Source organism: Paraliomyxa miuraensis (genome assembly GCF_026337845.1).
GTDB lineage: Bacteria > Myxococcota_A > Polyangia > Nannocystales > Nannocystaceae > Paraliomyxa > Paraliomyxa miuraensis.
Genome location: NZ_JAOVZF010000152.1, coordinates 289,929 through 316,886 on the forward strand (window position 1 = coordinate 289,929; position 26,958 = coordinate 316,886).

Annotated in this window: 9 protein-coding genes; 1 reads left to right on the top strand and 8 read right to left on the bottom strand. The window is 68.2% G+C overall.

Going from position 1 to position 26,958, the window contains the following annotated elements:
- The first annotated feature begins 2 nt into the window (after positions 1-2).
- Positions 3-635 (top strand): ribonuclease H family protein, encoded by a 633-nt coding sequence (locus OEB96_RS20530; protein ID WP_266218062.1) that lies wholly within the window; start codon positions 3-5, stop codon positions 633-635.
- Between the two features lie 242 nt (positions 636-877).
- Here OEB96_RS20530 and OEB96_RS20535 read toward each other — a convergent pair whose 3' ends face one another.
- The 8 genes from OEB96_RS20535 to OEB96_RS20570 are packed head-to-tail and all read right to left on the bottom strand — an operon-like array spanning position 878 to position 26,943.
- On the bottom strand, positions 878-2,932 hold the full coding sequence (locus tag OEB96_RS20535; protein ID WP_266218063.1) for an amino acid adenylation domain-containing protein: 2,055 nt from the start codon (positions 2,930-2,932) through the stop codon (positions 878-880).
- The gene (locus OEB96_RS20540; RefSeq protein WP_266218064.1) at positions 2,922-4,028 is read right to left on the bottom strand and encodes an acyl-CoA dehydrogenase family protein; all 1,107 of its coding nucleotides are present in this window, start codon (positions 4,026-4,028) and stop codon (positions 2,922-2,924) included. Before OEB96_RS20540 ends, OEB96_RS20535 begins: the two co-directional genes overlap by 11 nt.
- A 2-nt stretch (positions 4,029-4,030) precedes the next feature.
- The gene (locus OEB96_RS20545) at positions 4,031-4,312 is read right to left on the bottom strand and encodes a phosphopantetheine-binding protein (protein ID WP_266218065.1); all 282 of its coding nucleotides are present in this window, start codon (positions 4,310-4,312) and stop codon (positions 4,031-4,033) included.
- Between the two features lie 17 nt (positions 4,313-4,329).
- On the bottom strand, positions 4,330-5,199 hold the full coding sequence (locus OEB96_RS20550; RefSeq protein WP_266218066.1) for a 3-hydroxyacyl-CoA dehydrogenase family protein: 870 nt from the start codon (positions 5,197-5,199) through the stop codon (positions 4,330-4,332).
- A 21-nt stretch (positions 5,200-5,220) separates the two neighbouring features.
- Complete coding sequence (locus OEB96_RS20555; RefSeq protein ID WP_266218067.1) at positions 5,221-5,961, bottom strand: class I SAM-dependent methyltransferase; 741 nt, start codon at positions 5,959-5,961, stop codon at positions 5,221-5,223.
- Positions 5,958-6,203 carry an MbtH family protein gene (locus tag OEB96_RS20560; protein ID WP_266218068.1) on the bottom strand — a complete coding sequence of 82 codons (246 nt, stop codon included), beginning with the start codon at positions 6,201-6,203 and terminating at the stop codon, positions 5,958-5,960. Before OEB96_RS20560 ends, OEB96_RS20555 begins: the two co-directional genes overlap by 4 nt.
- Complete coding sequence (locus OEB96_RS20565; RefSeq protein ID WP_266218069.1) at positions 6,200-6,847, bottom strand: MFS transporter; 648 nt, start codon at positions 6,845-6,847, stop codon at positions 6,200-6,202. Before OEB96_RS20565 ends, OEB96_RS20560 begins: the two co-directional genes overlap by 4 nt.
- Before the next feature lie 2 nt (positions 6,848-6,849).
- Positions 6,850-26,943 (bottom strand): non-ribosomal peptide synthase/polyketide synthase, encoded by a 20,094-nt coding sequence (locus OEB96_RS20570; RefSeq protein ID WP_266218070.1) that lies wholly within the window; start codon positions 26,941-26,943, stop codon positions 6,850-6,852.
- Between the last annotated feature and the right edge of the window lie 15 nt (positions 26,944-26,958).

Here is a 26,958-nt window from a genome sequence, read left to right on the forward strand (position 1 = left end):
CCGTGCCGAGGGCGCGCTACTACGTGGTGTTCGTTGGGCGCGAGCCCGGGGTCTACCCCGACTGGGAGGCCTGCAAGGCGCAGGTCGACGGGTTCCCGGGTGCGGTGCATCGCTCCTATCGCAGCGCCGCCGAGGCCGAGCGGGCCTGGGTCGAGGCGGGTGGAGATCCGGTGCCGCTCGATGACGAGCCTTCGCCCGCTCCTCCTGCGCGGGTCCTTGCCGAGGGGGGTCCTCCGCCGGGATCGATTGCGGTCGATGCCGCCTGCAGCGGCAACCCTGGGCCCATGGAGTATCGCGGGGTCGACATCGACACCGGCCACGAGCTGTTTCGAGTGGGCCCCATGGCGGGGACCAACAACATCGGGGAGTTCCTCGCCATCGTGCACGGGCTTGCGTGGCTCGAGGCTCGGCGAAGGCCGGGGCCGCTCTACTCCGACTCCACGATCGCGATCGGCTGGGTGGCTCGAGGGACCGCCAAGACCACCTTGGCTCGCACGGCGTCGACCGAGCCGGCGTGGGAGCTGCTGACTCGGGCTCAGCGCTGGTTGCGTCAGGGGCGACTGCATGGGATCGAGATCCGCAAGTGGCCGACTCGTCGCTGGGGGGAAATACCGGCGGACTTCGGGCGCAAGTAGGAAATATCAGTGTCCTCGTGTGACCCGCGATCTCTTGGATTGCCCGGATGGGCTTGCCCGCCATGGCCAGGTGCGAGCAGGCGATCGAGCAGTCGTGTGCTCGTCGGCTTGCTCGTGCCAATCCGCCCCACCCATCGACCTCGGACCGATCCCACGCGCTCGCGAGCCTGGCGGAGCGACGGAGAAGCGGCGGCTGCTGATGCCGAATCCGGCGGCCTCGAGCAGGACGAAGCCACCATCGTTCACATCGGCGTGGCGTGATCCTTCAGGAACACGGGGTCGGCGAGGCGTCGACGGTCGAGCTTTCCCGAAGGCGTTCGGGGCAGGGCGTGGACCCGTAGGCACTGCATCGGGACCATGTGAGGCGGTAATCGGGAGGCAAAGTGAGCCCGCAGCTCCGCACCCGTGATCGACGCTTGCGTGACCACGATGGCGCTGAGGCGAACCAGACTGGAGCCGCAGCCCGAGATCGCGATCGCGCAATCGTCAACGACCGGATGCTCGCGCCCGACCTGCTCGATCTCCTCTGGCTCGACTCGCATCCCGGAGATCTTGACCTGTGCGTCACAGCGACCAAGGAACTCGAGCTGGCCGTCGTCGTTCCACCGGACGAGGTCGCCGGTGTCGTACATCAGCTCGTCGCTGCCAGGCTCCTGGATGAAGACCGCAGCCGTCTGCTCCGGGGCGCTGGCATAGCCACGGGCCAAGCAGGCGCCGGCAACGAACAGCGTACCTGCTGCTCCAACGGGTACCGGGTGACCATGGCGCAGCACGTGGAGCCGAGTGTTGTGGATCGGTCGGCCGATGGGGATGCGTGGCAGCGGCTGCCCATGCGGGGGGCAGTCGTAGTAGGTCACGTCCACGGTGGCCTCGGTGGGGCCATAGAGATTCGTGAGACCGGTCCCGTTGCTCCCGAGGACGCGCCAGAACCTGCGGACCGTCGCGCTGGACAGCGCTTCGCCGCTGCAGAACACACGTCGCACGCTGGCAATGCGCTGCTGCCCCCCCTGTCGCTCGAGGTGGATCAAGAATGGGTCGAGGACCGACGGGATGAAGTGCATCACCGTCGCCCGGGACCGGGCAACGGCCTCGGCGATGGCCAGCGGGAATCGCTCGTGCCCTGGCGGCATCGAGTACATGGATGCACCGACGTGCGACCACCAAAACAGCTCCCAGACGGAGACGTCGAAGATCTCCGGCGTCTTCTGCAGGACGACGTCCTCGGCGCCGAGGGGATAGCGCGCCTGCATCCAGCTCAGCCGGTTGATCACCGAGCGGTGCGATACCATGACTCCCTTGGGAAGCCCCGTGCTGCCAGACGTGAAGATGATGTAGCACAGGTCTTCGGAGCGACCTTCGTCGAGAGGCTCGAGCGCATGGGCCCCACCGCCCTCCAGCTCACCCACGTCGATGATTGGCGTCTCGAGCCCCGGTACTGGCACGCTGCTCAGGACCGCGGAGACGCGGGCAATACGAATCATGTCGCGCAGCCGCGCCGCCGGGTAGGTGGGGTCGAGGGGCACGTACGCCGCACCAGCCGTCATGATGCCGAACAAGCCGATCGGCAGCGGCAGGCCGCGTCGGGCGACTATGCCGACCCGGTCGCCACGACCAACCCCAGCGGCCCGGAGCCTCTGGGCAACGGCTCGGGTGCGGGCTGCCAGCTCGGCATAGGTCAGGGCGCCGTCGGCGGCTCGGACGGCGATCCGATCGGGGTGCGCCGCGGCGGTGGCGAACATCTTCGCGTGAAGAGTCGTCGACTCGTCGAAGGCGACGCAGGGTCCGCTGACCACGGCCCGTCTCGCCTCCTCGGGGTCCAGGAGTTCGATGGACGCAACGGTGCCGTCTGGGTTCCCGGTGAGCCAGGCGCACAGTCGAGCAAAGATGCGACACAGGGCCTGGCCCTCGGATCGAGCCGTTCGTTCGTCGTCCCAGCGGTAGACCACATCGCCGCGGTCGATGGATGTGCTGGATGCCACCACCTCGGGTGGCACCGGTGGCTCCGCGCACGGGCCCTCACCGAGCACCAGCCGGAGCTCGGCGGGAGGGCCCGCGGTGGCCACGGAGAGGCCGCGTACCAGCTGCCAGATGGTGGCATCGTCGACCACGTGCACCGAGATGGCCTCGACGGGTCGGCCCGAGCGGCGAAGCTCGAGCCGGGGGTCCGTGTCACCGGTGCGCAAGTGAATGGCCAGGCCCCAGAGCGTGATCCACAGCTCGTCGAAGTCGACGCCTTGCTGGTTGGCCACGCCATGGAGGGCACCCCATGGGGGGCGAATGCGCAGCTCACGTAGCATTGGTGTGCTCCCGAGCGAATGCTGGGCCGAGCAGCATCTCGAGCACCTCGTTGGCGCCCTCGACGACCTCGAAGACCTTGGCGTCGCGATAGTACCGGGCCAGGCCACTGGGCTCATGGCAGCCAACCGCACCGCACAAGCGCACCGCGGTTGCGGTGTGCTGGGCCGCGGCGCGTGTACAGAAGTACTTGGCCGCGAGGACCCGATCGCTCATGGTTGCATCCTTGGCAGCGAGCGCCTTCGAAGCCTGGGCCGCGAGGGCACGGCCGGCCGCCAAGTCCACCCCCATTTGGGTCAGCGCTGCTCGGACCTGCCCCTTGTCGACGAGTCGAGAGCCGAACAGCTCGCGGCTGCTCGCCCAATGGGCGAGCCCCTCGACGGTGGCGCGCAGCATGCCGCAGGCCATCCATGCCACGTTCATCCGGCCATGGAGCAAGCCCTGGGCAGCGATGAAGCTCAGCGCAAATCCTGGCTTGCCCACCATCGCGGACTCGGGGAGCATGCAGTCGAAGTCGAGCTGTGCCAGGTGCGCTGAGCGTAGGCCCAGCACGTCTCGGATGGGGGTTACCTGCACGCCCGGGGTGCTGCGCGGGACCAACAAGGCCACCGCGGCTCCGTTCATCCTCGCGAATACGAGGAAGATGGTGGCGCGCTCACCGGTGGTGATCCAGCGCTTGGTGCCGCGCAGCCGCAGACCCGACGGCGTCGAGTCGCAGGCGGCTTCGATCCCCTCGATATCGCTTCCGGCGCTGGGTTCCGTGAGGCAGAAGGAAGCGAGCTCTCCGCCCGCTGCCAGCGCCGGCAAGAGCGCGTCCTTCTGCGCATCGCTGGCGCCACACATGAGCGCCCGGATCACCATGTGCTGCACGTTGACCACCGAGCCGAGAGAGCCGCCGACTGCTCCGAGGCTCTCGAACATCGCCTGCAGCTGCTCACCGTGGCAATCCGTGCCGGCGTAGCGCTTGGGCAGGCAGGCGCCGAGCAGCCCGTGCTCTGCGCACCACCGAATGACGTCGTCCGGTATTCGTTGGGCAGCGTCCCAGTCAGCCGCTGCGGCGACGAACCTACGCTCGAGCTCCTTGGCCGTGGTGTGCATGCCTAGCGTCCTTGCGTTGGCTGCTCGCCGGCTGCCCGTGTCGCCCCGCGTCGCTTCTCGTCGACGAAGCTCGCGATCCGCTCGATGGTCGAGAACCCCTCGAGATCGAGATCGTCCATGGACACCGTGATGTCGAAGCGTAACTCGAGGAAGGAGAGCAGCTCGAGCAAGAACAAGGAATTCACGATGCCCGTTTCGAAGAGGTGCTCGGTGCGGCTGATCCGAGCGACAGCGGTGCGCCGCTGCAAGAACTCGGAAACGATCTGCTCGATGGTCTGTGACATGATCTCCTCCTTTGGTGCTACGATGCGGGGTATTCGAAGAAGCCTCGGCACGACTTGCGACCCAGGCTGCCGGCGTCGACCATCTTGCGCAGCAGTGGGCATACGCGAAACTTGGGATCTCCGTAGGATTCCGCCAGCATGTCGAGGGTGTCGACGACGGTGTCGAGACCGATCAGGTCCGCCGTGGCCAGCGGCCCCATGCGGTGCCCAAAGCCCTTGCAGAACAGCCGATCGACGGCTTCTGGGGTGGCGACGCCGTCGTGCACGATCCACGCCGCTTCGTTCATGAACAGGTGTGAGACCCGATTGGAGGCAAATCCCGGGAGATCCTCCACGACCACGGCTTCCTTGCCGAGGGCCCTCGCCAGGGCAGTACAGCGGTCGACCGTCTCCGGTGTGGTATGGTGGCCACGCACGACCTCGACCGCTTCGCTGAGATAGGCGGGGTTCATGAAGTGCAGCCCGGCGACGCGACCCGGATCGGCCAGTAAGGCGCCCAGCCTGGTGATCGAGATGCACGATGTATTGGCGGCGAGGATTCCCGTGGAGATACGGTCGAGGCGGCGGTAGACGCTCTCCTTTGCCTCCCACTTCTCCGGGACGTTCTCGACGATCACACCACAGCCGCCGACGGCGTCGAGGTTCGTGGTCATCTCGAGGCGGCCGAGGGCCTCGTCGAGGTGAGGTCTCGGCAGCTGGGGGCGCAGTGCTGGCGCGAACCGAATCGCGCGCTCCACGGCCACGCGGGCGCGCTCGAGCCGAGTGGTGTCGATGTCGACGGCCACCACGCCGAAGCCCCAGAGCAGCAGATCGGCGCAGACGGTGGTGCCGATGTTACCAACGCCGACGACGGCGACCGATCGAGTGTTCTCGGTATCCGGTGACAATGTGTTCCTCCTGTGTGGTGGTCATCCGGGGGCGGGTGGCTCGTCTCGGGGGTCCGCGCGCCTCAGGCGGTCGAGCCAGTGCCTGACTCGGCGGACCGGTCCCATGGCCGAGATGGCAGGCGTGATGAGTTCGGGCATGTCGCGCAGGCCGATGCGGACGAGCTGGAGTCGTTCCGCAGGCACCCCGGCCTCGGTGAACACGCGAGCGTGCACCGGGTTGAGGTAGACATAGTACAGTGGTCGCGGATGCTCCTGGAGCGAGGCTCGGATGTTGAACAGGACCGAGCGGAGCACCACGTCATCGAAGGGGTTGAACAGGAAGAAGACCGTTGGTTCCGGCGGTGGCACGAGCTCGGTCGCGTCCATGTGGAGCAGCTCCACCTTCTGCGCTGCGGCCGGGTGACGGTCGCGTAGCCGCGCCAGGTTCCGAGTGGCGATTCCATGGAGCTCGGCCGCGAACTCGACCCCGATGCTGCGGCGGAACCCATGCTCGGCCGCGAGCAACACCGCCCGGCCCTTGCCGGAGCCGAGATCGATGAAGGTATACTCGGTCGGATCCAGGCTCAGGCGCTCCAGCGTCCTCTCGAGCAGCCGCATGGGGGAGGGCTGGTACCGATACCCTCGCGTACGGTTGCGGCTCGTGATGCTCAGCTCCCGCAGGGGGGTGAAGCCGTGGGTGTCGCGGCTCAGCTGCCGGAGGGCGTCCTCCTTCCCGACCGTGCGGCCTTCGTCGACCGCATGCAGCGATTCGTGCATGCTCATCGCGGTCTCCTGCTCTCGTTGCCGCTGTTGGCTTGCCTATCGGCCATCTGCTGTCGCAGGCTCAGCGGTCGCATGTCCGTCCAGACCTCGTCGATGTACGCCAGGCACTCAGCCTTCGGTCCCGTCTTGCCCACCGTCCGCCAGCCCTTGGGAACCTCCTTGTGAAGGGGCCAGATGGAGTATTGCTCCTCGTGGTTGCAGACCACCACGTAGGTGCTCGTAGTGTTGTCGGTGCTGGTCATCGAGCTGTTCTCCTCGTTCTCGGGGGTCCGGTGTGCGCCTCTTGGACGATGGTCCCGGCCACGGGCCGGCGAGCTCCGGCCGCGGCTGCAGCCGGGACGCATACACAGGCCAGGACGATCACCGCGAGCACGAACGTCGCCACGTCCACCGCCAAGACGAGGCCGAGGCCGAAACGCTCAAGGAGGAGACCGGCCAGCGCGGGGCCCACGATCAGCGAGATGCCCGCCCCGAGCTCGAACATCCCGTTGGCTCGTCCTCGCCGTGCTTCGGGAACGAGCACCGTCGTGATGGCAGCAAACGCCGGGCGCTCGGCCGCGTAGCACAGCGATGCCAGAGCAGTAGAGGCCACGATGACCCAGACGTCGAGACGACCGAGTGCGTGGAGTGCCGCCAGGCCGAGAGAGCACGAGCCGGCGCCGACATGCACGCCCATCAGGATCATGCGGCGGTCGAAGCGGTCGACCCACACACCGACCAAGGGCGAGCCGAGGTACCTGGGCAGGATGACGGCCGCCGACACGATCCCGTACAGAGTCGCGGAGCCCGTACGCTGGAAGACCCACACTCCTAGCCCGAAGCCGGTGAGCTGCGTGCCAATGAGCGACACGACCTGGGCAGCGAGAATGGCCACGAAGGTACGCATGGCTATCGATCCTTGCGACGCCGGTCGCGTGGCGCTGGGTCGGCTCGCTCGAGGACGTCATCGAGGACGCGTCCCACCTCGGCCACGTGTGGCTTGCGCATCATGCTGACGTGACCGCCAGGGACGGCACGAACCTCGACGCTTGGAACCGATGCACCGAGCTCTCCTGCCGCACCCGGGTGAGCGGTGATGCTGTCGTGCGGCCGGATGAGCGTCACTGGCACGGGCAGCGGCCTTACCTCGTAGCCCTCGGCTGCTTCACGGTGGGCTTCGGAGATCGCGAGGGCTCGCTGGACCATCCCGATCGCCGCCGCCTCGTCGAGCCCGAGGCCCATCGCCCCGAGGCGACCGGCGACCTGCCGGGTGGCGGCGTGGATGCCGAGGCCCCGTAGTCGCGTCATGGTGCTGCCGACGTCGACGGGGGCCGCGTCGCCGAGTTCTGCGAAGTCGCGCAACAGATCCGCCAACGCGTAGAATGGATCGCGTCCGTCCTCGGCACCTGCGCCGTGCCAGCCAGCGAAGCTGAAGTCCAGCATCACCAGGGCAGCCACTTCCTCGCAAGCATCGTGGAGCTGCCGAGCCATCTCGTAGGCGACCGCGCCGCCGAACGACCAGCCCCCAAGGAGGTACGGACCCGTGCTCCGAACGCGTCGCACGGCCGCCAGGTAGTACCGAGCCATGCTCTCGATGCTGCGTAGCGGCTGCTCGCCGCGCTCGAGGCCGCGAGCCCGCAACGCCACGAAAGGTCGCTGGCCATCGAGGCACTGGGCGAGGTTCCAGAGGCCGTCGACGACGCCCCATAGCGGATGCACACAGAAGAGCGGAGCCCGAGAGCCGGGCTTCATGTGCACCACGGGGGACCCGAGCCACGACTGAGGCTCGGAGTGGGCCGATGCCTGGCTCGCGCCCAGCACGCCCGAACGACCGTCCGCGGCGAGATCCTGGAGGAGCTCCCGCAAGCTGGCATCGAGCCGTGCGGATAGCTCCCGCACGGTGTTCTGTTGGACTCGGCTGCCATCGTAGCTCCAGGTGATCTCGAGCTCGTCGCCGACCACTTGGGCCGAGACCACCAACGCATGCGTCCGCGGAGCGTCCCGGTCGAGTTGGTCACACGGCTCGACCGCGGACCACGGGCCATTGCGGTCGGCAGGCCCAACGAGCGGATCCAAGTAGCGGAAGGCCACCTGCGGGGCGATGACCGCCAGATCTTCGCGAACCCTGGCGTCGGGGTGCAGGTAGCGGAGCAGCGCGTAGCCGATGCCATTCCGCGGAACCTGGCGTAGCGCCTCCATCGTGGCGAGGACGAGCGCCGCGGGGCGCTCGGCACGAGCCGGCAGCCGAACCGGGTGGGGGGCTGTCAGCCGCCCAACCGTGCGTGAGAGCTCGATGTCGTCGTCCAGCGGCTCGCGACCCGGCGTCTCGAGCTCGATCCAAGTCGCGTCCTCGCCGGTCCACTCGGCCAGGGTCTTGGCGAGCGCCGCCAGCACCAGCTCCCCTGGCTTCGCTCCTGCCGGCCCGCCGGCGGCGTTCAGCAGGGCTTCGGTGTCCATCCGACTCTGCGCCACGAGTTTGCGCATGGCAGCGTTGCCCCTGGTTCCATGGTCGACGGGGAGCGCCCGCGTGGCACGGGCGTTGGCGCTGGCCTCGAGCCAGTACGCGACCTCTGCGTCGAACCTGCCTTCGGACAGGTGGGCCCGCAGCCGCTCGGACCAGCGCCTCAACGTCGTCGTGCGAGGCGGGAGCTCGATCGTGCCGGTCTGCTCGAGCTGCCGCAGAGCGTGCCCGAGATCCTCGAGCACGACTCTCCAGGAGGCGTCGTCGACCACCAGCCCATGGATGGCGAGCAGGAGGCGTTGGCCTCGGGCCGGACCCAGCTCGACGAGCGTCGCTCGAAGCAACGGCGCGTCCGCTCGGTACGGAGCGGCCTGCAGGGAAGAGGCGCAGCGAGCGAGCGCGCGGTCTTGAGCGTCGGGAGGAAGCCCGCCGACGTCGACGGTGGTCAGCGGGACGTCCTGGGCATGCCCTTCGGCGAACCGCCAGCCTGCTCCATCCCGACGCAAGCACAGACTCAGGGCATCGTGGTACTCGCACAGCGCCCGCAGAGCTCGCTGCAAGCGCTGCGGTGCGATTCGCAGGCTCGGCGCCAACACCACCGCTTGGCTCGAGTCGCGAGGTGTCGTCAGCCCCTGCTCGGACCACCAGATCTGGCCGGGAGTCGGCGGCACGTCGCCTGCCTCGGAGCCCGGCGGCATGGCCTCGGGACGCCGGCCGGTGAGGACGGCGGCCTGACGGGCGATGGTCTGATTCTCGAACAGCTCTCGTGCCGTCAGCGCAAGGCCGGCGGCGCGGGCCTTGCTGACGACTCGAATGCTCAGGATGGAGTCGCCGCCCAGATCGAAGAAGTTGTCGTGCCGCCCGATCGTCTCCAGACCCAACACCTCGGCCCAGATGCTGGCCAGCCGGAGCTCGATGTCAGTTCGTGGTGCGACATGGTCCGTCTCCACCTCCGGCTGCCGGTCGGGGGCGGGAAGGGCCTTGCGGTCGATCTTCCCGTTCGGACTGAGGGGCAGCGCTTCGAGCACGACGAAGCGGCTGGGCACCATGTAGTACGGCAAGGATCTCTCGAGCGCCCGCCGCAGCTCCGCGCTGGTCGCCGTTGCCTCGGCTGCGAGCTCCACGTAGGCCACGAGCTGCCGGTGGTCGGGCGCCGTCTCGCGAGCCACCACGACACACTGCGAGACCTGCTCGAGGGCTCCGAGCGCGGCTTCGATCTCTCCCGGCTCGATGCGGAAACCACGGACCTTCACTTGGTGGTCCAAACGGCCCAAGAACTCCAGGTTGCCATCTGCAAGCCAGCGGCATCGGTCGCCTGTGCGGTACATGCGAGCGCCAGGCTCGTCGGTGAAGGGGTTCGGCACGAAGCGCTCGCCTGTGAGGCCCGGCTGCCCGAGATAACCTCGCGTCACTCCGGCGCCCGCCACATGGAGCTCGCCAGCGACACCAATCGGGACCGGAGCAAGCGAGGGATCGAGCACATAGCACTGCGAATTGGCGATCGGTGGCCCGATCGGCGGCCGGGGACCCGCGTCCACGATCCTGGCCGCAGTCGCGCAGACCGTGATCTCAGCGGGCCCATAAGCATTGAAGAACGAGCGCTCTCTGGCCCACCTCGCCGCGAGGTCACCCGAGCATGCCTCTCCAGCGACGATGAGGGTGTGGGGGCTCGCGACCTCGTCGTAGGCCAGGGCGGCCAGCACCGACGGCGGCAGCGTGGCGTGCGTGATCTGGGCGTCCCGCAGCAGCTCTGCGAGCTCGGGCCCCGACGGCGAGGGACCCCGGGCGCACAGGTGGAGCCGAGCCCCGTTGCACAGCGCCATGACCACCTCCCAAATCGAGGCGTCGAAGCTCGAGGACGCGAATTGGAGCACGCGGTCGCCTGGTCCGAGCTCGAACAGGAGGCGCTGCGCCTCGACGAGGTTGCACAATCCCCGGTGCGTTGCCTGCACTCCCTTTGGAGCCCCGGTCGAGCCCGAGGTGTAGATGACGTACGCGACATTGTCGGGCAGAGCCTGCGAGATCACCGGCTCTTGGGGCTGCCCGTCGAGCAGGTCCGACGCTGCATCGAGGCACACCGTCGAGAACCGCTGGCCGCGCCATCGGGCGAGCTGCGACTCTTGGGTGAGCATCACTCGGATCTGCGCATTCTCGATCATCACGGCAAGCCGATCTTCCGGATAGGTCGGGTCCAGGGGGACGTAGGCGCCACCTGCCTTGAGCACCCCCAGCAGCCCCACCACCAGCTCGATCGACCGCTCGACGCAGAGGCCCACCAATACCTCGGGGCCGACGCCGAGCGACCTCAGCCGATGGGCCAGTTGGTTGGAGCGGAGGTCCAGCTCTCGATAGGTTACCGCCGCATCCCCAAGCACGACGGCCGTGGCCTCGGGGGTCCGCCGCGCTCGCTCGGCAAAGAGCTCGTGCACGCACTCGCCCTCGGGCACCTTCGCGGCCGTGTCATTCCACTCCGTCAGTACACGACGTCGCTCCTCGGAGCTCAGCAGCGGAAGGTCCCAGACGCAGCGTTCCGGGTTGCTGACGATCCCCTGCAGTAGCGTCCGAAAGTTGTTCCACAGCCGCTCCATGCTCGATGCATCGAAGAGCTCGGTGCTGTACTCCACGACCCCGCGCAGCCCGTCCGGCGTTGGCGAGACCACGAGCGTCAGGTCGAACCTCGCGAGGTTGATCTCCGTGGTCGAGAGCTCGGTCTCCAGGCCGCCGATCCGGACGCCGCTCGTCGAGGCGTCCTGGAGCGAGAACATCACGTCGAACAGCGCATTGCGACCCAGGTCCCGCTCCACCCGGAGCTCATCGACGACGCGCTCGAACGGCACATCCTGGTGGGCGTAGGCCCGCAACGCACGCGCGCGAACCTGTCGCAAGAGCTCGACGAACGAGGGCGTGCCCGACAGGTCGGCGCGCAGCACCAGGGTGTTGACGAACAGCCCGATCAGCCCCTCCAGCTCACGATGCGAGCGGTTGGCGATGGGCGTACCCACCGCCACGTCGGTCTGGCCCGAGTAACGACCAAGCAGTACCTGCCAAGCTGCGAGCAGCGTCATGAACAGGGTCGAGTCGTGCCGACGGCTGAGGGACACGAGAGCCTCGGTGAGCCCGAGCTCGAGGTGAACCTCGAGCGAGCGGCCATGATGGCTCCGGGCAGCGGGACGCAGCCTGTCGGTCGGGAGCTCGAGCCGGGGCAGATCGGCGAGTTCTCCCTTCCAGTAGGCCAGCTGCTCCTCGAGCTCGCCCTGGGCCAGCCAGTCACGTTGCCAGACCGCGAAGTCGGCATACTGCACGGGGAGCTCGGGCAGCGGGCTCGGCTCGTGCTTGGCGATTGCCTCGTAGAGCACCGCGAGGTCTCGCAGCATGACACTCTGGGACCAGCCGTCCGAGACGATGTGGTGCATCGTGATCATCAGGGCGTGCTCGTCGTCGGCCAACTGCGCAAGGACGGTGCGCAAGAGTGGGCCGCGCGCCAGGTCGAAGGGCCTCCTCGCTTCCTCGGCCGCCCGCCGCTCGAGCTCGGCGTCCAGCGCGACTCCTGAGAGGTGTCGAAGGTCCACCCGGCCCATGGCCACTGCCTGCGGCGCGTGGATGCACTGCAAGGCTCGTCCCTCCGGCGCTTCGAAGGTCGTACGGAGGACCTCGTGGCGTCGTACGAGCTCCGAGAGCACCTCCTGAAGGGCCCGTGCGTCCAGCGGTCCGTGCAGCCGCAGCAGCCCGGCGAGGTTGTACAGCGGGCTGCTCGGCTCGAGCTGGTCCAAGAACCACAGCCGCTGTTGAGCGTGAGACAGCGGCAGCTCCTGCTCGCGGGAAACCGGGGTGATCGGTGTCGCCCGGGGTAGAGAGCCTTCTGCCAGCGAGGTGGTGAGCCGCTGGACCAGCTCGGCCGCGCTCGGGGCCTCGAAGACGACGCTCAGCGCGAGATCGACCTCGAGCGCGGCACGGAGCCTCGCCACCAGTCGGGTGGCCAGCAAGGAGTGGCCGCCGAGGTCGAAGAAGCTGTCGTGAACGCCGATCCGGTCGAGGCCGAGAACCTGCGCCATGATGCTGCAGATCAGCTCCTCATGGGGAGTCTGCGGGGCACCATGCGCCTCGGCCGTCTCGGTCGAGTGCCCGCTGGGCGCCGGTAGTGCCTTGCGGTCGATCTTCCCGTTGGGGCCGAGCGGCAGTGCCTCCAGCACCACGAAGGTGCTCGGCACCATGTACTCTGGCAGGCGCTCCCTCAGTGCCTGGCGCAGCTCCGCGCCGTCGAGCTCCGCGTCACGCTCGAGCACCAGGTAGGCGACCAGCGTCGCGGGGCCATCGTCGCGCTGGTGAGCCGTCACCACGCACGCCGACACTCGTCGAATCGCCATGAGTGCTGCTTCGATCTCACCCAGCTCGATGCGAAAGCCCCGAATCTTCACTTGGTGATCGACACGGCCCAAGAACTCCAAGACGCCGCTCTCGAGGTGGCGACACAGGTCGCCTGTGCGGTACATCCGCGCTCCGGGCTCGTCGGCGAACGGATCGGGAACGAAGCTCGCGGCCGTCAGCCCAGGTCGCCCGAGGTAGCCGCGTCCTACGCCTGCACCTGCAACGTACAGCTCGCCGGCCAAGCCGACGGGCTGCGGCTCCAGTGCGCCGTCGAGGACGTAGAGGCGGGTGTTGGCCAGTGGCCGACCGATCGGTACCCGCGTGGATCCAGGCGGCGGCGTCAGCATGGGGTGCTGCGTCACGTCGTCGGAGCACTCCGTCGGACCGTAGGCATTGACCAAGGGGATCTGCGGATGGCGGTCGAACCAGCGGCGGACCAGGTCGATGGGAAGCGCCTCGCCGGTGGGCACCAACCATCGCAACGACGATGCGTCTCTCCGTAACTCGTCGCTCGGCTCTGCCAGCATGGCGCGCAGCAGCGAAGGCACCACCTCCAGCACGGTGACGCGCCGAGCCGCAGCTTCTGCGAGCAACCTCGCGGGGTCGCTCGCCACCTCGTCGACGAGGATCTCGACGCGGCCGCCGACCAACGAGGCGACCAGCATCTGCCAGATCGAGATGTCGAAGCACTGCGACGCGTTCTGTGCCACTACATCCGATTCGCTCAGCCCCAGGGTCTGGACCTTCGCCCACAGGTGATTGACCATGCCCGCGTGCTCCACCATTGCCCCCTTGGGCACACCGGTCGAGCCGGAGGTGAAGATCACGTACGCCAGGTTGCGCCCGCCGACACGAGGTCCGAGGTTTCCTTCGTCCCACTGCTCGGCCAGCAGGCTCTCTATGCAGACGTGCTGCGCCGTCATCTCCGGCCGACCGAGCGGATCTTGCAGCCTCGCGGCCAGGGACTCGCTGGTGAGCACCAGCCCTGCCCCGCTCTCCGACAGCACCTGCAAGTGGCGCGACGCCGGGTGCCGCGGATCCAGCGGTAGGTACGCTCCGCCCGCCTTCATGATCGCCAGGAGGGTGGTCAGCAGATCCAGCCCTCGCTCGCTGAGCACGGCCACCACGTGCTCTGTGCCAACCCCGCGTGCGACCAGGGCTCGCGCCATCCGATTCGCGCGGTGGTTGAGCTCCTCGTAGGTGAGTCGCTCTCGTCCGCACGCCGCAGCCAGCGAGTCGGGAGCACGCTGCGCACTGGCCTCGAGCAGCTCGTGGGCACAGCCTCGGGCCGGGTGTTCCGCTGCCGTGTCGTTCCACTCGACCAAGAGTTGGTGCCGCTGTGCAGAGGTGAGCAGTGGTCGTTCGCCCAGGGTCCGCTCTGGGTCCTCCGCCATGCCCTCGAGCGCGACTCGCAGGTGGCCGAGGATCCGGTCCATCGCCTCGGCCTCGAACATGCCCGACGGATGGATGAGGCGCAGCGACAGGCGCTCTCCCGGCACGACTGTCAGGGTCAGCGGGTAGTTGGTCTCTTCGTAGACGTCGACGCGCTCGACGGGCAGGGGGCCAGCGTCTTCGCCCAGGGCGGCGTCGATCGGGTAATTCTCCACCACCAACACGCTGTCGAACAATGACCTGCCGGCCAGCGGCTCACACCAGCGATGGATGTCGCTCAGCGGCGTGTGCTCGAACGGCGTGGTCTCCAACTGCCGTTCGTGCACCTCGACGAGCCAGTCGGCGAGTCGCGCGTGGGGGTCGACCCGGAGGCGCAACGGTACCGTGTTGATGAACAGCCCAACCATGTCCTCGATGCCTTCGATCTCTGCCGAGCGACCCGCCGTGGTGATCCCGAAGACCACGTCGGTGGTGTCGTGGTATCGGCTCCACAGGATCGCCCACGCGGCCTGGATCACGGTCGTGATGGTCACGCGACATTGCCGCGCCAGGGCCTGCAGACGCGCCGTGGTATCCTTCGAGAGCTCCGTTCGACGCGATGTCGCGGCATTGGGCTCACTGGGTGGAGCGGCGTTGCTCCGGGCGAAGGGAATCGTGACCGGCGGCTCGAACCCCGCCAGCCGGGCCCTCCAGAACTCCTCGGCCGCGGAGCGGTCCTGCCCGAGGAGCCAGCCGATGTATGGCTCGTAGGGAATGGCAGCGGCAAACGACGGTGTCAGGTCCCGCGCGAGTGCTGTATAGGCCTGCTTCAGATCCGCCATCACGAGCCCGGACGACCAGCCATCCATCATCAGGTGATGGAGGCACCACACCAGACATGCCCTGCCCGCGGGCAGCTCGATCCAGCTGAACCGCATCAGCGGAGCCTCGTCGAGCGCCAACCCGTGCTCGCGGTCCTGGCGTGTGAAGGCGTCGAGCCACGCGGCCTCGTCCTCGGTCGAGCCCTCGCGCAGGACATGACGCTCCATGGAGACCGAGACCCTCCGCTGGACGCACTGCAGCGGCCTCTCCAGCCCATCCCAGAGCAGCGACGTTCGCAGCACCGGGTGACGCGCGACGACGGCACGAAGCGCAGCCTCGAGCAGGTCGGCGTTCACCCCGGCGCGGAACACGATGGCGGTCTGGTTGATGTACATCGTCGACTCTGGGGCGTAGAGTCGGTGGAACAACATGCCCGCCTGCATCGGTGACAGCGGATACAACGCCTCGATCTCGGGCCGCGCGCCCAGGTGGTGGTCGATGGCTGCTTGATCGAGGCCGGCGAGCGGGAAGTCCGTCGGTGTGTAGCCGCGGGCCGACGGCGACAGGCAGTGCTGGAGCAGCTCCCGCAACGTCTGGCCATGCTGGCTCGCCAGGCGCTCGATGGTGCTGCGGCGGTGTCGATTGCGGCTCGCTTCCCACGTGATCCGCAACTCGCCATCGATCACCATCGCCTCGACGCTCAGCAGGTGCGGACGCCTGGCGTCGGGGTGGCGCGGGCGGCCCGTGCACTCGCCGGCTGGCGCCCATAGGCTGCTACTTCCCAGCAGGGCGTCGAGCTGACCCAAGTAGTTGAAGACGACCTGCGGCTGGATGCGCGCTAGATCGGCGCGCAGCTCGTCGTCCGGGTGGAGGTAGCGAAGTAGCCCATAGCCAATGCCGCGCTGCGGGACGCGGCGGATCGCCTCCTTGGTTGCCTTGAGCAGCTCCTCGGGTCCTGCTCCCAAGCGAGCCCGCAAGCAGACCGGGGCCATGGTCGTGAACCAGCCGAGCGTGCGCGACAGGTCGAGGTCGTCGGCCAGCGGCGCGCGGCCGTGCCCCTCGAGGCCGATCACCACGTCTTGGCGGCCGGTCCATGACGCCAGGGTCTTCACCAGCGCTGCGAGCAGCAGCTCTTCGGGGCGCGTTCGGTACGCCCGGCCGGAGGTGCGCAGCAGGGCCTCGGTTTCGGTGGCGCTCAGCGTGACCATCACGCTCTCCGTGGTGGCTTCCGTGCAGGGACCTTGGTCATGGTCGACGGGCAGCTCACACGTGGGGTTGGCGCCAACCCGCCGCCAGTAGGTCGCCTCGCCATCGAGCGCGCCGCTCTCCACGTGGGCGCAAATTCGCTCGGCCCAGCGCTTGAACGACGACGTGCGCGGGCCGACGCGAACCGCCGAGCCACGATCGAGCTGGCGCAGGGCGACCTCGAGCTCGTCGAGGAGGATTCTCCAGGACGCACCATCGACGACGAGGTGGTGGATGGCCAGCAGCAGACGCTGACCACGCTGCCGGCCCAGGTCCACCAGGCTCGCCCGCACGAGGGGTCCGTCGGCCAGAGAGAGGCTGGCTTGCAGCTCGTTGGCGTGCCTCTCGAGTGCTTCGTCCCGTTCTTCGACCGGCAGGTCCCCCAGCTCGATCGTGGTCAGGTGTACGGTCTTTGCGGGTGCTCCATACTCTTGCCGCCATCCGTCGGCGTCGTGATGGAAGCGCAGGCGTAGGCCGTCGTGGGCGTCACACACCGCCTGCAGGGCCCGCCGCAAGCGGTCCGGCGCGATCGGCTCACGCGGCGCAAGCAACACCGTCTGATTCCAGTGGTTGGGGTTTGCGAGATCTTGCTCGAAGAACCATCGCTGGATCGGCGTGAGCGGGACCTCGCCGGCTTCGCATTGCTGCTGCACGGGTGCGAGGCCAGGCCGGGCGGCGATGGCCGCCTGGCTCGCGACCGTCTGGTGCTCGAGCAGATGGCGAGCCGTCAGCGGCAAGCCCGCCTGGCGAGCGCGACTGGCCACCTGGATGCTCAGAATCGAGTCGCCGCCCAGCTCGAAGAAGTTGTCGAGCACGCCCACTCGATCCAGATCCAGGCCGAGGACGCCTGCCCAGATCTGGGCCAGCTCGAGCTCCGTCTCGTTGCGTGGCGCCAGGTGGGGGCCCGTCACCGGCCTCTCGCTGGGTGCCGGCAGGGCCTTGCGATCAACCTTCCCGTTCGGACTGAGGGGAAGCGCATCGAGCACGACGAAGGCACTTGGGACCATGTAGTCCGGCAGCGACTTCCCAAGCTTCGCTCGAAGCTCGGCACCGCTCACGGAGCTGCCGTTGGCAACGAGGTATGCCACCAGCTGCTTGGGCCCCTCCGCCTGCTGGTGCACCACGACCACGCACCGTGACACTCCCGGCAGCCTGGAGATTGTCGCTTCGATCTCCCCCAGCTCGATGCGAAACCCTCGCACCTTCACCTGGTGATCGCGGCGACCGAGGAACTGCAGGTTGCCATCCTCCAGCCACCGAACGCGGTCACCGGTGCGGTACATGCGAGCACCGGGCTCGAGGCTGAATGGATCGGGAATGAAGCGCTCTGCGGTGAGCGCCGGCTTCCCGAGGTATCCCCGTCCCAGCACGGTCCCCGAGATACAGAGCTCGCCAGCCACGCCCACCGGTAGGAGTGTCAGCGACTCGTCCACGACTCGGAGGCACGCTCCGTCGATGGGGCGGCCAATTGGCACGAATGTTCCGCTGTTGTCGGCACAGCAGTGGGTGCTGGCATCTACGGCGGTCTCCGCGGGGCCGTAGGCATTGTACAGATCGCAGTCGAGCGCCGCGTGGAACCGGTCGCGAAGCGCAGCGCCGAGCTCTTCTCCTCCCGACTGCACCACTCGCAGGCTCCGGCACTCGCTCACGCTGGGCAACTCGAGGAATGGCTCCAGCATCGAAGGCACGAAATGGACCACGCTGACCTGGTGCTCGCAGATCACCTGCCGCAGATACTCTGGATCGCGATGGCCTCCGGGGCGGGCGATCACGAGCGTGGCACCGGTGGCCAGCGGCCAGGTAAGCTCCCACATCGCGACGTCGAAGCCAGACGGCGCCTTGTGCAGGACCCGGTCCTGCGGCTGCAGGCGGTAGCTGTGCTGCGACGCATGGATCAGGTTGGACAGCGAGATGTGTCGGTTGCAGGCGGCCTTCGGTGTCCCCGTGGAGCCCGAGGTGTAGATGACGTACGCCGCGTTGTCTGGCTCGAGCGTCACCGTGGGGCTCGTGGCCGGCCGCTTTGCGATCTCGCCCCAGTCCGCGTCCAGGCACACCTTGGTGGCGTCGCAGGTGGGTACTCGGTCCAGGAGCGCTTGCTGCGTGAGCAGGATCTGGACCCGGGCGTCGGCGATCATGAACGCGAGGCGCTCGTCTGGGTACGACGGATCCAGCGGCACGCACACACCACCTGCCTTGAGGATGCCCAGGATGCCGACCGCCGTCTCCAGCGACCGATCGACGCCGAGGCCCACCAACACCTCCGGCCCAACCCCGAGCTCCTGCAGGTAGTGCGAGAGCTGACTCGAGCGGCGATCGAGCTCGCGGTAGGTGAGGCTGGTACCCTCGAACAGCACCGCGGTGGCGTCTGGGGTGCGTTGCGCCTGCTCGGCGAACATCTCGTGCGCGCACCGTACGTCGGGGGCCAGTGACTCCCTCCCCGTCGAAATCGCCAGTAGCTCGCGCGCTTCATCGTCGCTCAGCAGTGACAACCCAGAGGCGGGCACCTCGGGTTCCTCGACGATGACGTCGAGCAGTGTCTCGAAGTGCCCGACGAAGCGCCGTATGGTGGCGGCATCGAACAGATCGGCGTTGAAACCGACCTCGACTCGCAGCTCGTCGTCGACCGCGATGACATTGGTGCTGAGATCGTACTTCTCGTAGCTGGTGGGGGTCGGCTCCAGCGTCACATCGATCTCGCCCATCTCCGGGACGCTGGTGATCCGGTCCATGTTGAAGGTCGTCTGCACGACCAGTGGCCGACTGGCGTCGCGGGGTGGGTTGAGTCGCTTGATCAGGCGCGCGAACGGGTAGTCGCCGTGCTCGAAGGCGTCGAGCAACTCGTTGCGGATCGCAGTGAGATGGTCGGTGAACGTCTCCGTGGCGGCCAGCCGACTGCGCAGGGGCACGAGATTCACACAGTAGCCGACGAGCCCCTCCGAGCCCGGGAGTCCTCGACCCGCCAGAGGTACGCCGACGATGATGTCGTCTTGACCGGTCAGGCGATGAAGCCAGAGCGTGTACGCCGCGACCAGGGTCATGAACAGCGTGCAGTGGTGCTTGCGACCCAATCGCTCGAGCCTGGTGGTCAGCTCGGCACCGATCGTCACATCGATGTGGCCACCGCGATGGCTCATCACCGGCGGCCGAGACCCACCCGACGGTAGATCCAGAATCGGGAGCGGGCCGGCGAGCCGCTCGAGCCAGTACTGCTCGTGCGTCTGCATCACTGGGTCCTCGTGCGCCCGCTCGAGCCAGCGGACGTGCTCCCGGAATTGCAGCGGGGCGTCCTCGCGAGGGGGCTCGCGGTTGCGACGGGCGACATAGGCCGCAGCGATCTCCTCCGCCACCACGGCCAGGGATAGACCGTCGATGGCGATGTGGTGCGCCACCAACCCCAGGACGTGTTCTTCCCGGCCGACGGCGATGAGCCCGACCCTGAACAGCGGCCCCCGAGTCAGATCGATGGTTGCAGACCGCTGGTGCTCGAGCCACTCCGTGACCCGGCGCTCTCGCTCGTCGTCGGGCTCGGTCGTCAGATCGACCACCGGTATGTCGACGGCCGCAGGCGGCGCGACTCGCTGCGCGGCTCCGTCGCCCAGGACCGTGCTCCGCAGCGCCTCGTGCCGATTGACGGTGTCGTTGATCGCCTGCCGAAGCGCCTCGACGTCGAGGGGGCCACGCAGGCGAAGCGCCAGCGGCACGTTGTAGGCGCGCGACACCTCGTCACCGAGCTGGGCCAGCGCCCAGAGCTGTCGCTGCGCCTCGGTCAGCGGCACGCTGCTCGTCAAGGCTTCGGTGCGCGCGGCGTTGCCTCCCAGGCTGGCGGTCGCTGGCTCCGGCCTGCTGTCTCCCTGCCCCCCTCGTGGACCCCCGTGCCCCCCCGTGGGCGGCGGGGGCAGGAAGCCGCCCTCGCGAAGCTCGGCCACGGTCTCCTTCACGGCTCGCACGAAGGTCTCGAGGTCTGCGGCGGTGTGTGCCGTCGACACGAAGCAGTTGCGCCCCTCCCAGATGTAGATGCCCTTGTCGAGCAGGTGGAAGAACAGCAGATCCAGGTTCGATGCGAATTCGAATCGAAACAGCGACGCAAAGTGGACGACGCGGATTGGTACGGATTCGTCTTCGAAGTACCCGTTGAGCTCCGCCGCCATCTGCTCGGTGCGCTGATTCAGCTCCTGCTGGAGGTGTGGGCTCTGGTCTCGAATAGCGGTCAGGGTCGCCTTCATCGCGGCGAGACACAGCGGATGATGCCGGAAGGTGCCGGCGATCCACGTCGTCTCGACCGTGGGATGGCTGTCGTCCCCGTACGCCCAGAACCCCCCATCGATGTGGTCCATGAGCGCGGCCGTGCCCGCCACCGCCGCCATGGGGGTACCCCCGGCCAGCACCTTGCCGTAGACGGCCAGATCGGCATCCACGCCGAACACGCCTTGCGCACCACGCAGGTGCGAGCGGAAGCCGGTGATCATCTCGTCGAAGATCAGCTTGGCGCCGCAGTCGTGCGTGAGCCGTCGTAGGTCGTGCAAGAACCTTCGGGGCTGAAGGTCGGGACGGCGGCCTTGAACCGGCTCCACCAGCACGGCGGCGAGCTCGTCGCCTCGTGCCTCGATCATCTCGAGGGCCGCCGGGCTCCCGTACTCCAGGACCCAGACGTCATCGATCATGCCCTGCGTGATGCCGGGCGCCATCGGCCTGCCACGCTGCTCGCCGGAGAGGGCGGGCAGCGCCAGAGTGCCGTCGAAGTGCCCGTGATAGGAGTCGGCGAACATGACCACCTTGTCGCGCCCGGACGCAGTGCGCGCGATTCGCAGTGCTTGCATCACCGCTTCGGTCCCAGAGTTGGTGAACGACACCCGCTCCTTGCCCGTCAGCTCTCCGAGCAGCTCGGCACACTCGCCAGCCAGGAGCGTGTGGGGTCCGACCTGCGCGAGCTCATCGAGTTGCCGCTTCTGGGCTTCCACCACGAAGGGCGGCGCGTGCCCGAACAGGTACGTGCCGAATCCCATCGTGAGGTCGATGTACTCGTTGCCGTCGACGTCCCAGATTCGAGACCCCGCTGCACGCGTCGCGACGATGGGATAGAGCATCTCCTTGGTGGAGAAGCGAAACCCGGCCACTGCACGATTGTCGGCGAAGTGGCGTCGGTGACGTTGGGTGTGACGCTTCGACCCCGCGGTCTTCCGCGTGTAGCGCTCGATCAGCGCCTCGATGTGTTGCCGCTGCCGTGGGGTCGACCCGGCACTCGGCGCGGTGCTTCGACCACGGCCGGCGGCCCTCAGCGTCGACGGGTCTGGGATCACGGGCTGCTTCGCCTCGACCACCACCTGCGCCCGGGCGGTCTCGTCGTCGTCGGCATGGTGTCCGAGCAGCTTCAGCTGCTCGGACATCAGCCGGAGCTGGTGCTCGACGATCCGCGCCACTGTTCCGTCGACCGTCGACCCGCTGCCGCTCTTCGGCTGCGACGCGGCAGGCGTGTCGATGCCATCCCCACATCCCATGCCGGGGCGGTTGCATCGGCCGGGCCCCTCGGGCTCGGCGGCTCGCGGGGCCGAGACTGCGCCCGGCGGCGCGTTCTCGTCGAGGTAGGCCGACAACGCCTCGATGTTGGGCAGCTCGTCGAACAGCCGACGAACCGGTATCTTGACCGCGTATCGGTGCTCGATCATCTGCAGGGCGGAGATGAGCACGAGGGAGTCCGCTCCCATCTCGAGAAAGGGAACCTGGTCGCCGACCTCGTCTGCTCCGAGCAACAAGAGCCCGCCGATTCGCTCGCGGAGATCGGCGGCGATTCGCGCTCGTCGATCCACATGCTTGGGTCTCGTGGTCACGTCCGCCGCCGCAGGGCCCTGCCCGGGCTCCACCCGCTCCTGTTGGGGGGGTGGCGCCGAGCCCGTGGGCGCGTGGGCCGTTCGGGGGTCCTTGTCGACGGGGTCGGCCAGTACCACGGCGGTGCTCCGCGTCGGGGGCTCGAGCGCGCGGCGCTCGAACACGTACGTGGGCAGCTGGACGCAGCGGCGCGAGAACGGTGCGTCGAACGCAGCCCAGTCGATCTCGACGCCTGCCTCGTAGAGCGACGCGAGGCTCTCGAGCATCACTTCCGTCTCTCCGCTGCGTTGCCGCATCGACGGTAGCCTCAGGCCGATCCGGGCGCCGACGTTCTCCGTGACGAGGCCGAGCAGGAGCGGGTGCGGGCCAATCTCGATGACCGCGTCGACGCCCGTCTCTGCAAGCGCCACCATGCCACGCGAGAAGCACACCTCGTCTCGGATCTGCCGCTGCCAGTACTCCGGTGACGCGATCTCTCGGTCCGCCCGCCGTCCCGAGACCGACGAAATCAGCGCGCGCTCGGGCGGCCGGTGGGTGATGGCCTGCGCCACCCGGCCCAGCTCGTCGAGCATGGGGGTCACCAGTGGCGAGTGCGTGGCGTGGGACACCAGGAGCCGACACGTCGTCGCCCCATCGGCCTGGAGGCGGCTGCAGACGGCCTCGACGGAGGCGCGCGCTCCCGAGATGACGTAGTTCCTAGGGCCGTTGTGACACGCGATGGACACGAGGCCCGCGTGTGGCTCGACGGCGCTCTCGACCCTCTCGAGCTCGGCGCACACCGCCGCCATGGCGCCACCGTCCGGCAGCGACTCCATCAGGCGACCACGCTCGTAGATCAGGGTCAGAGCGTCCTCGAGGCTGAACACCCCCGCTTCATGGGCCGCTGCCAGCTCGCCGAAGCTGTGCCCCAGCATCACCTCGGGCTGCACACCCCAGGAGCGCCAGAGGGCTGCTAGCCCCGCTTGGAGCCCGAACAGGGCCATCTGAGTGTAGGCGGTCTCGTGGAACGAGACTGCACGGGAAGGCTCCGCGAACATCACCTCGAGCAGCGAATGCTCCAGCCGACCCCGCAACAGCGCGTCGCATCGATTCAAGACATCGGCGAACACTGGCTGGGTCTCGTAGAGCTCGCGCCCCATCCCTGGGTACTGGGAGCCCTGGCCGGTGAACAAGAAGCCGATCCTCCTCGCTGAGCGGGAGCTCGCGCCACCTGCCACTGGACGTCGCTGTCTACCGTCGCCGTCCGCGAGAGCACGGAGCGCGCCCGTGAGGTGATCTCGGTCGCCCGTGACGAGCGCGAGCCGTTGGTCGAAGTGGGTCCGTCGGCAGATGGTCGTGTGGGCGAGGTCGGCAAGGCTGCCTTCGAAATGATCCTCGAGAAATGATGCGTACCGCCGAGCCTGCTCTCGGAGCGCCGCCTGGCTCCGTGCCGACAGGGTCACTACGTGCAAGGGGCGCTCGATGTTCGTCTCCCTCGGGCCGCTCGCCGGCCGCTCCTGCAGGACGAGGTGTGCGTTGGTGCCACTGAAGCCGAAGGCGCTCACGCCCGCGCGACGAGGCGTATCGGCGCGCGCCCAGGTCGTCGTCTCGGTCGGCACGCACAGGGGCACGTCCGCCCAGCGGATCCGAGGGTTGAGCGCATCGAGGTGCAAGGTCGGGGGGATGACCCCGTGCCGCAGGGCGAGCACGGTCTTGATCAGCCCCGCAACGCCGGCGGCTGCCTCGGTGTGGCCGATGTTGGACTTGATGGCGCCGAGCAGCAAGGGACGGTGCTCGGAGCGCTCGTCGCAGAGCACCGCTGCCAGCGACTCGGCCTCGATCGGATCCCCGAGGGGCGTACCGCTCCCGTGCACCTCGACATAGTCGATGGTGGCCGGCTCGACCGCGGCTCGGGCAGTGGCCAGGCGGAGCATCTGTCGCTGCGATTCCCCGTTGGGAGCGGTGAGCCCGTTGCTGCGACCGTCCTGATTGACGGCGCCTCCGAGCAGGACGGCGAGGATGTCGTCGTGATCGCGCTCGGCGTCGGAGAGCCGCTTGAGCACCAGCATGCCGCAACCCTCGCTGCGCACGTAGCCATCGGCGCTGGCCGCAAACGGACGGCAGCGACCAGTGGGTGACAGCGCCCGAATCTGGCTGAGGTACACGCTGGGCTCGGGCGTGAGCATGAGGTTGACCCCGCCAGCGAGCGCCAGGTCGCAATCCCTGGCCCACAGGCTCTGTGCAGCCATGTAGGTTGCAACCAGGGATGAGGAGCACGCCGTGTCGACGATCAGGCTGGGCCCACACAGACCCAATGCATAGGAGATCCGGCCCGCTGCGACACTCAAGGCGCTCCCGGTTGCGGTGTACGGCGTCGAGCCGGCACTACCCGTCGAGCGCGCGGTCAATAGCCCGTGATCGAAGCTGCTGGCGCCGACGAACACCCCCGTTGGGCTTCCCATGAGCCTAGGTGCCGGGTAGCCGGCGCGCTCGAGGGCTTCCCAGGCGACCTCGAGCAGGAGCCTCTGCTGTGGGTCCATGTTCATGGCCTCGCGCGGGCCGATGCCAAAGAAGGCGGCGTCGAATCGAAGGGCGTCGTCGACGAAGCCGCCGCAACGGTTCGCGATCTTGCCCGCTACGCCGGGCTCTGGGTCGTAGTATTCGTCGGCGTTCCACCGCTCTGGAGGAACCTCGACGATGGCGTCGCGACCGTTGACGAGCAGGTCCCACAGGCGCTCGGGCTCGTTGGCCCCGCCGGGGAAGCGACACCCAATGCCAATGATGGCGATCGGCTCATGGACGGGCGCTGTGTCACCACGGAGGGAGACGAGAGGGGGCGCCTGGGGCTCGGGAGGATCGAGCCGCGAGACGATGTGGTCCGCGAGAGCCTCGATGTGTGGGTAGTCGAAGGCCGCCGTTTCGGAGACAGGCGCCTCGATGGCTTCCGCGAGCAAGGCCGAAAGCTCCACTGCCCCCTGGGAATCGAGGCCGTACTCGTGAAGCGGCCGGCGTGTGTCGATGCGCTCGGCGGAGCCCAGGCCGAGCGTCTCTGCGATGTGGCCGGTCAAATGCTCCACGATCCGATCCTGGCGCAGCTGCCGGGGGAGGGCGAGCAGTGCCGCGCGTGAGAGCGTATGGGCGTCGGGTGACGGGAGGTGGGGGGTGGTCGCAGCCGGGGGGAACGCACTGCGGAAGACCTCTTCCAGCGTGCCGGCCACGAATCCGAGCCGACAGGCGCGGCGCTGCAGCTTGCCGCTCGATGTCTTGGGGATGGTCCGCGGTCGCAGCAGCGCCACGGCCAGCGTTTGCAGGCCGTGTGCCTCCGCGACGGCTGCGCGCCCTGCCGCAACGACCGCATCCCAGTCGGTGGAACCACCGACGCTGGCGCGCCGCTGGTCGACCTCGGCGACGATGACCAGGCACTCTCGTCCTTCCACGTCCAGGGCAAAGGCGGCGCAGCATCCTGGTCGTAGGGCCGGGTGCGCGGCCTCGAAGCTACGCTCGATGTCATGCGGATGATGGTTGCGACCGCGGATGATGATCAGGTCGCGCAGACGACCACACACGTAGATCTCGCCCTCCTCGATGATGCCGAGATCTCCGGTGCGCAAGAATGTGGCGTCGCCAGCCCCTGGGAGGCGCGCGCCGAACGTCGCGTCACTCTCTTCGGGTCGATTGAAGTAGCCACTGGCCACGCTCGCACCGGACACCCAGATCTCGCCGATCCGTCCGGGCGGACGACGCTCGCCGGTCTCCGGATCGACGATCTCGATGGTGTGACCCGGCAGCTGCCGACCGCAGCCCACGAGGCGTGCCTGCGGTTCTCGGCCCGCGGCCGGTAGCATGCGCCCGTCGGCCAGCGCGTCGGCTGACACGGTGCGCACGACCGGACGGTTGCTGCGGTCGAGCGGGCCGCTGACGAGGAGCGTGCTCTCGGCCAACCCGTAGCAGGGAAGGAGCGCCTCGCGTCGGAACCCGCAGGTGGAGAACGCTGTGCTGAAGCGCTCGAGCGTCTCCGCGCGCACCGGCTCTGCGCCGTTGAAGGCCACCGACCAGCTCGATAGATCGAGCTGGTCGCGCTCCTCCGGTGTCGTCTTGCGCACGCAGAGATCGAACGCGAAGTTGGGTCCACCGCTGGTCGTTACCTGGAAGCGAGAGATCGCCTGTAGCCACCGGGCTGGTCGCTGCAGGAATGACGCGGGCGACATGAGCACCGCCGGGAATCCAGCGTAGAGCGGCTCGAGGATCCCACCGATCAAGCCCATGTCGTGATAGGGCGGTAGCCAGCTCACCATCCTGCTGCAGGCCGTGCAGCCGAAGGTGGACTCGATCAGCGCGAGGTTGGCGAGCAGGTTGCCATGACTCAACATGACGCCCTTCGGGTTCGCGGTCGATCCCGACGTGTACTGCAAGAGCGAGCTGCTGTCGGGCCCCAGCCGTGGCTCCTCCCACGCCCGAGCCTGATCCGCGGGCAGGTCGTCGGTGGCGAGCCATGGAAAGCTGACCAGGTCCGGTTGGCTCGCCGCGACTGTCTGGGCCGTTCGCAGCAGGGCGGTGGTCGTGAGCGCGGCCCGAGGTCGGGCGTCGGCCGCGATGGCCCGCAGCCGAGTCAGCTCTCGCGGTAGACGCCGCGGGTCGGGAGGATAGGCCGGCACGGCCGTGACGCTTGCGAGCAGGCAGCCGAGGAATGCGACGATGAAGTCGAGCCCGGGCGGAAACAGCAGGAGCACGCGTTCGCCTGCCAAGCCTCGTTCTTGGAGGAGAGCGGCCACGCTCCGGGCGCGCGCTTCGAGCTCACCGAGGGTGAGGCGCAGCTCGTCGCCTTCGCCATCCACGAGAAACGTGTAGGCGAGCCGATCGGGCTGGGCATTGGCTCGGGCTCGCAGGACATCGACGAGGCTCGACCAGGGCGTCGAAATCTGGGGGGTGGATCGCATGTCATGCATCTCGTC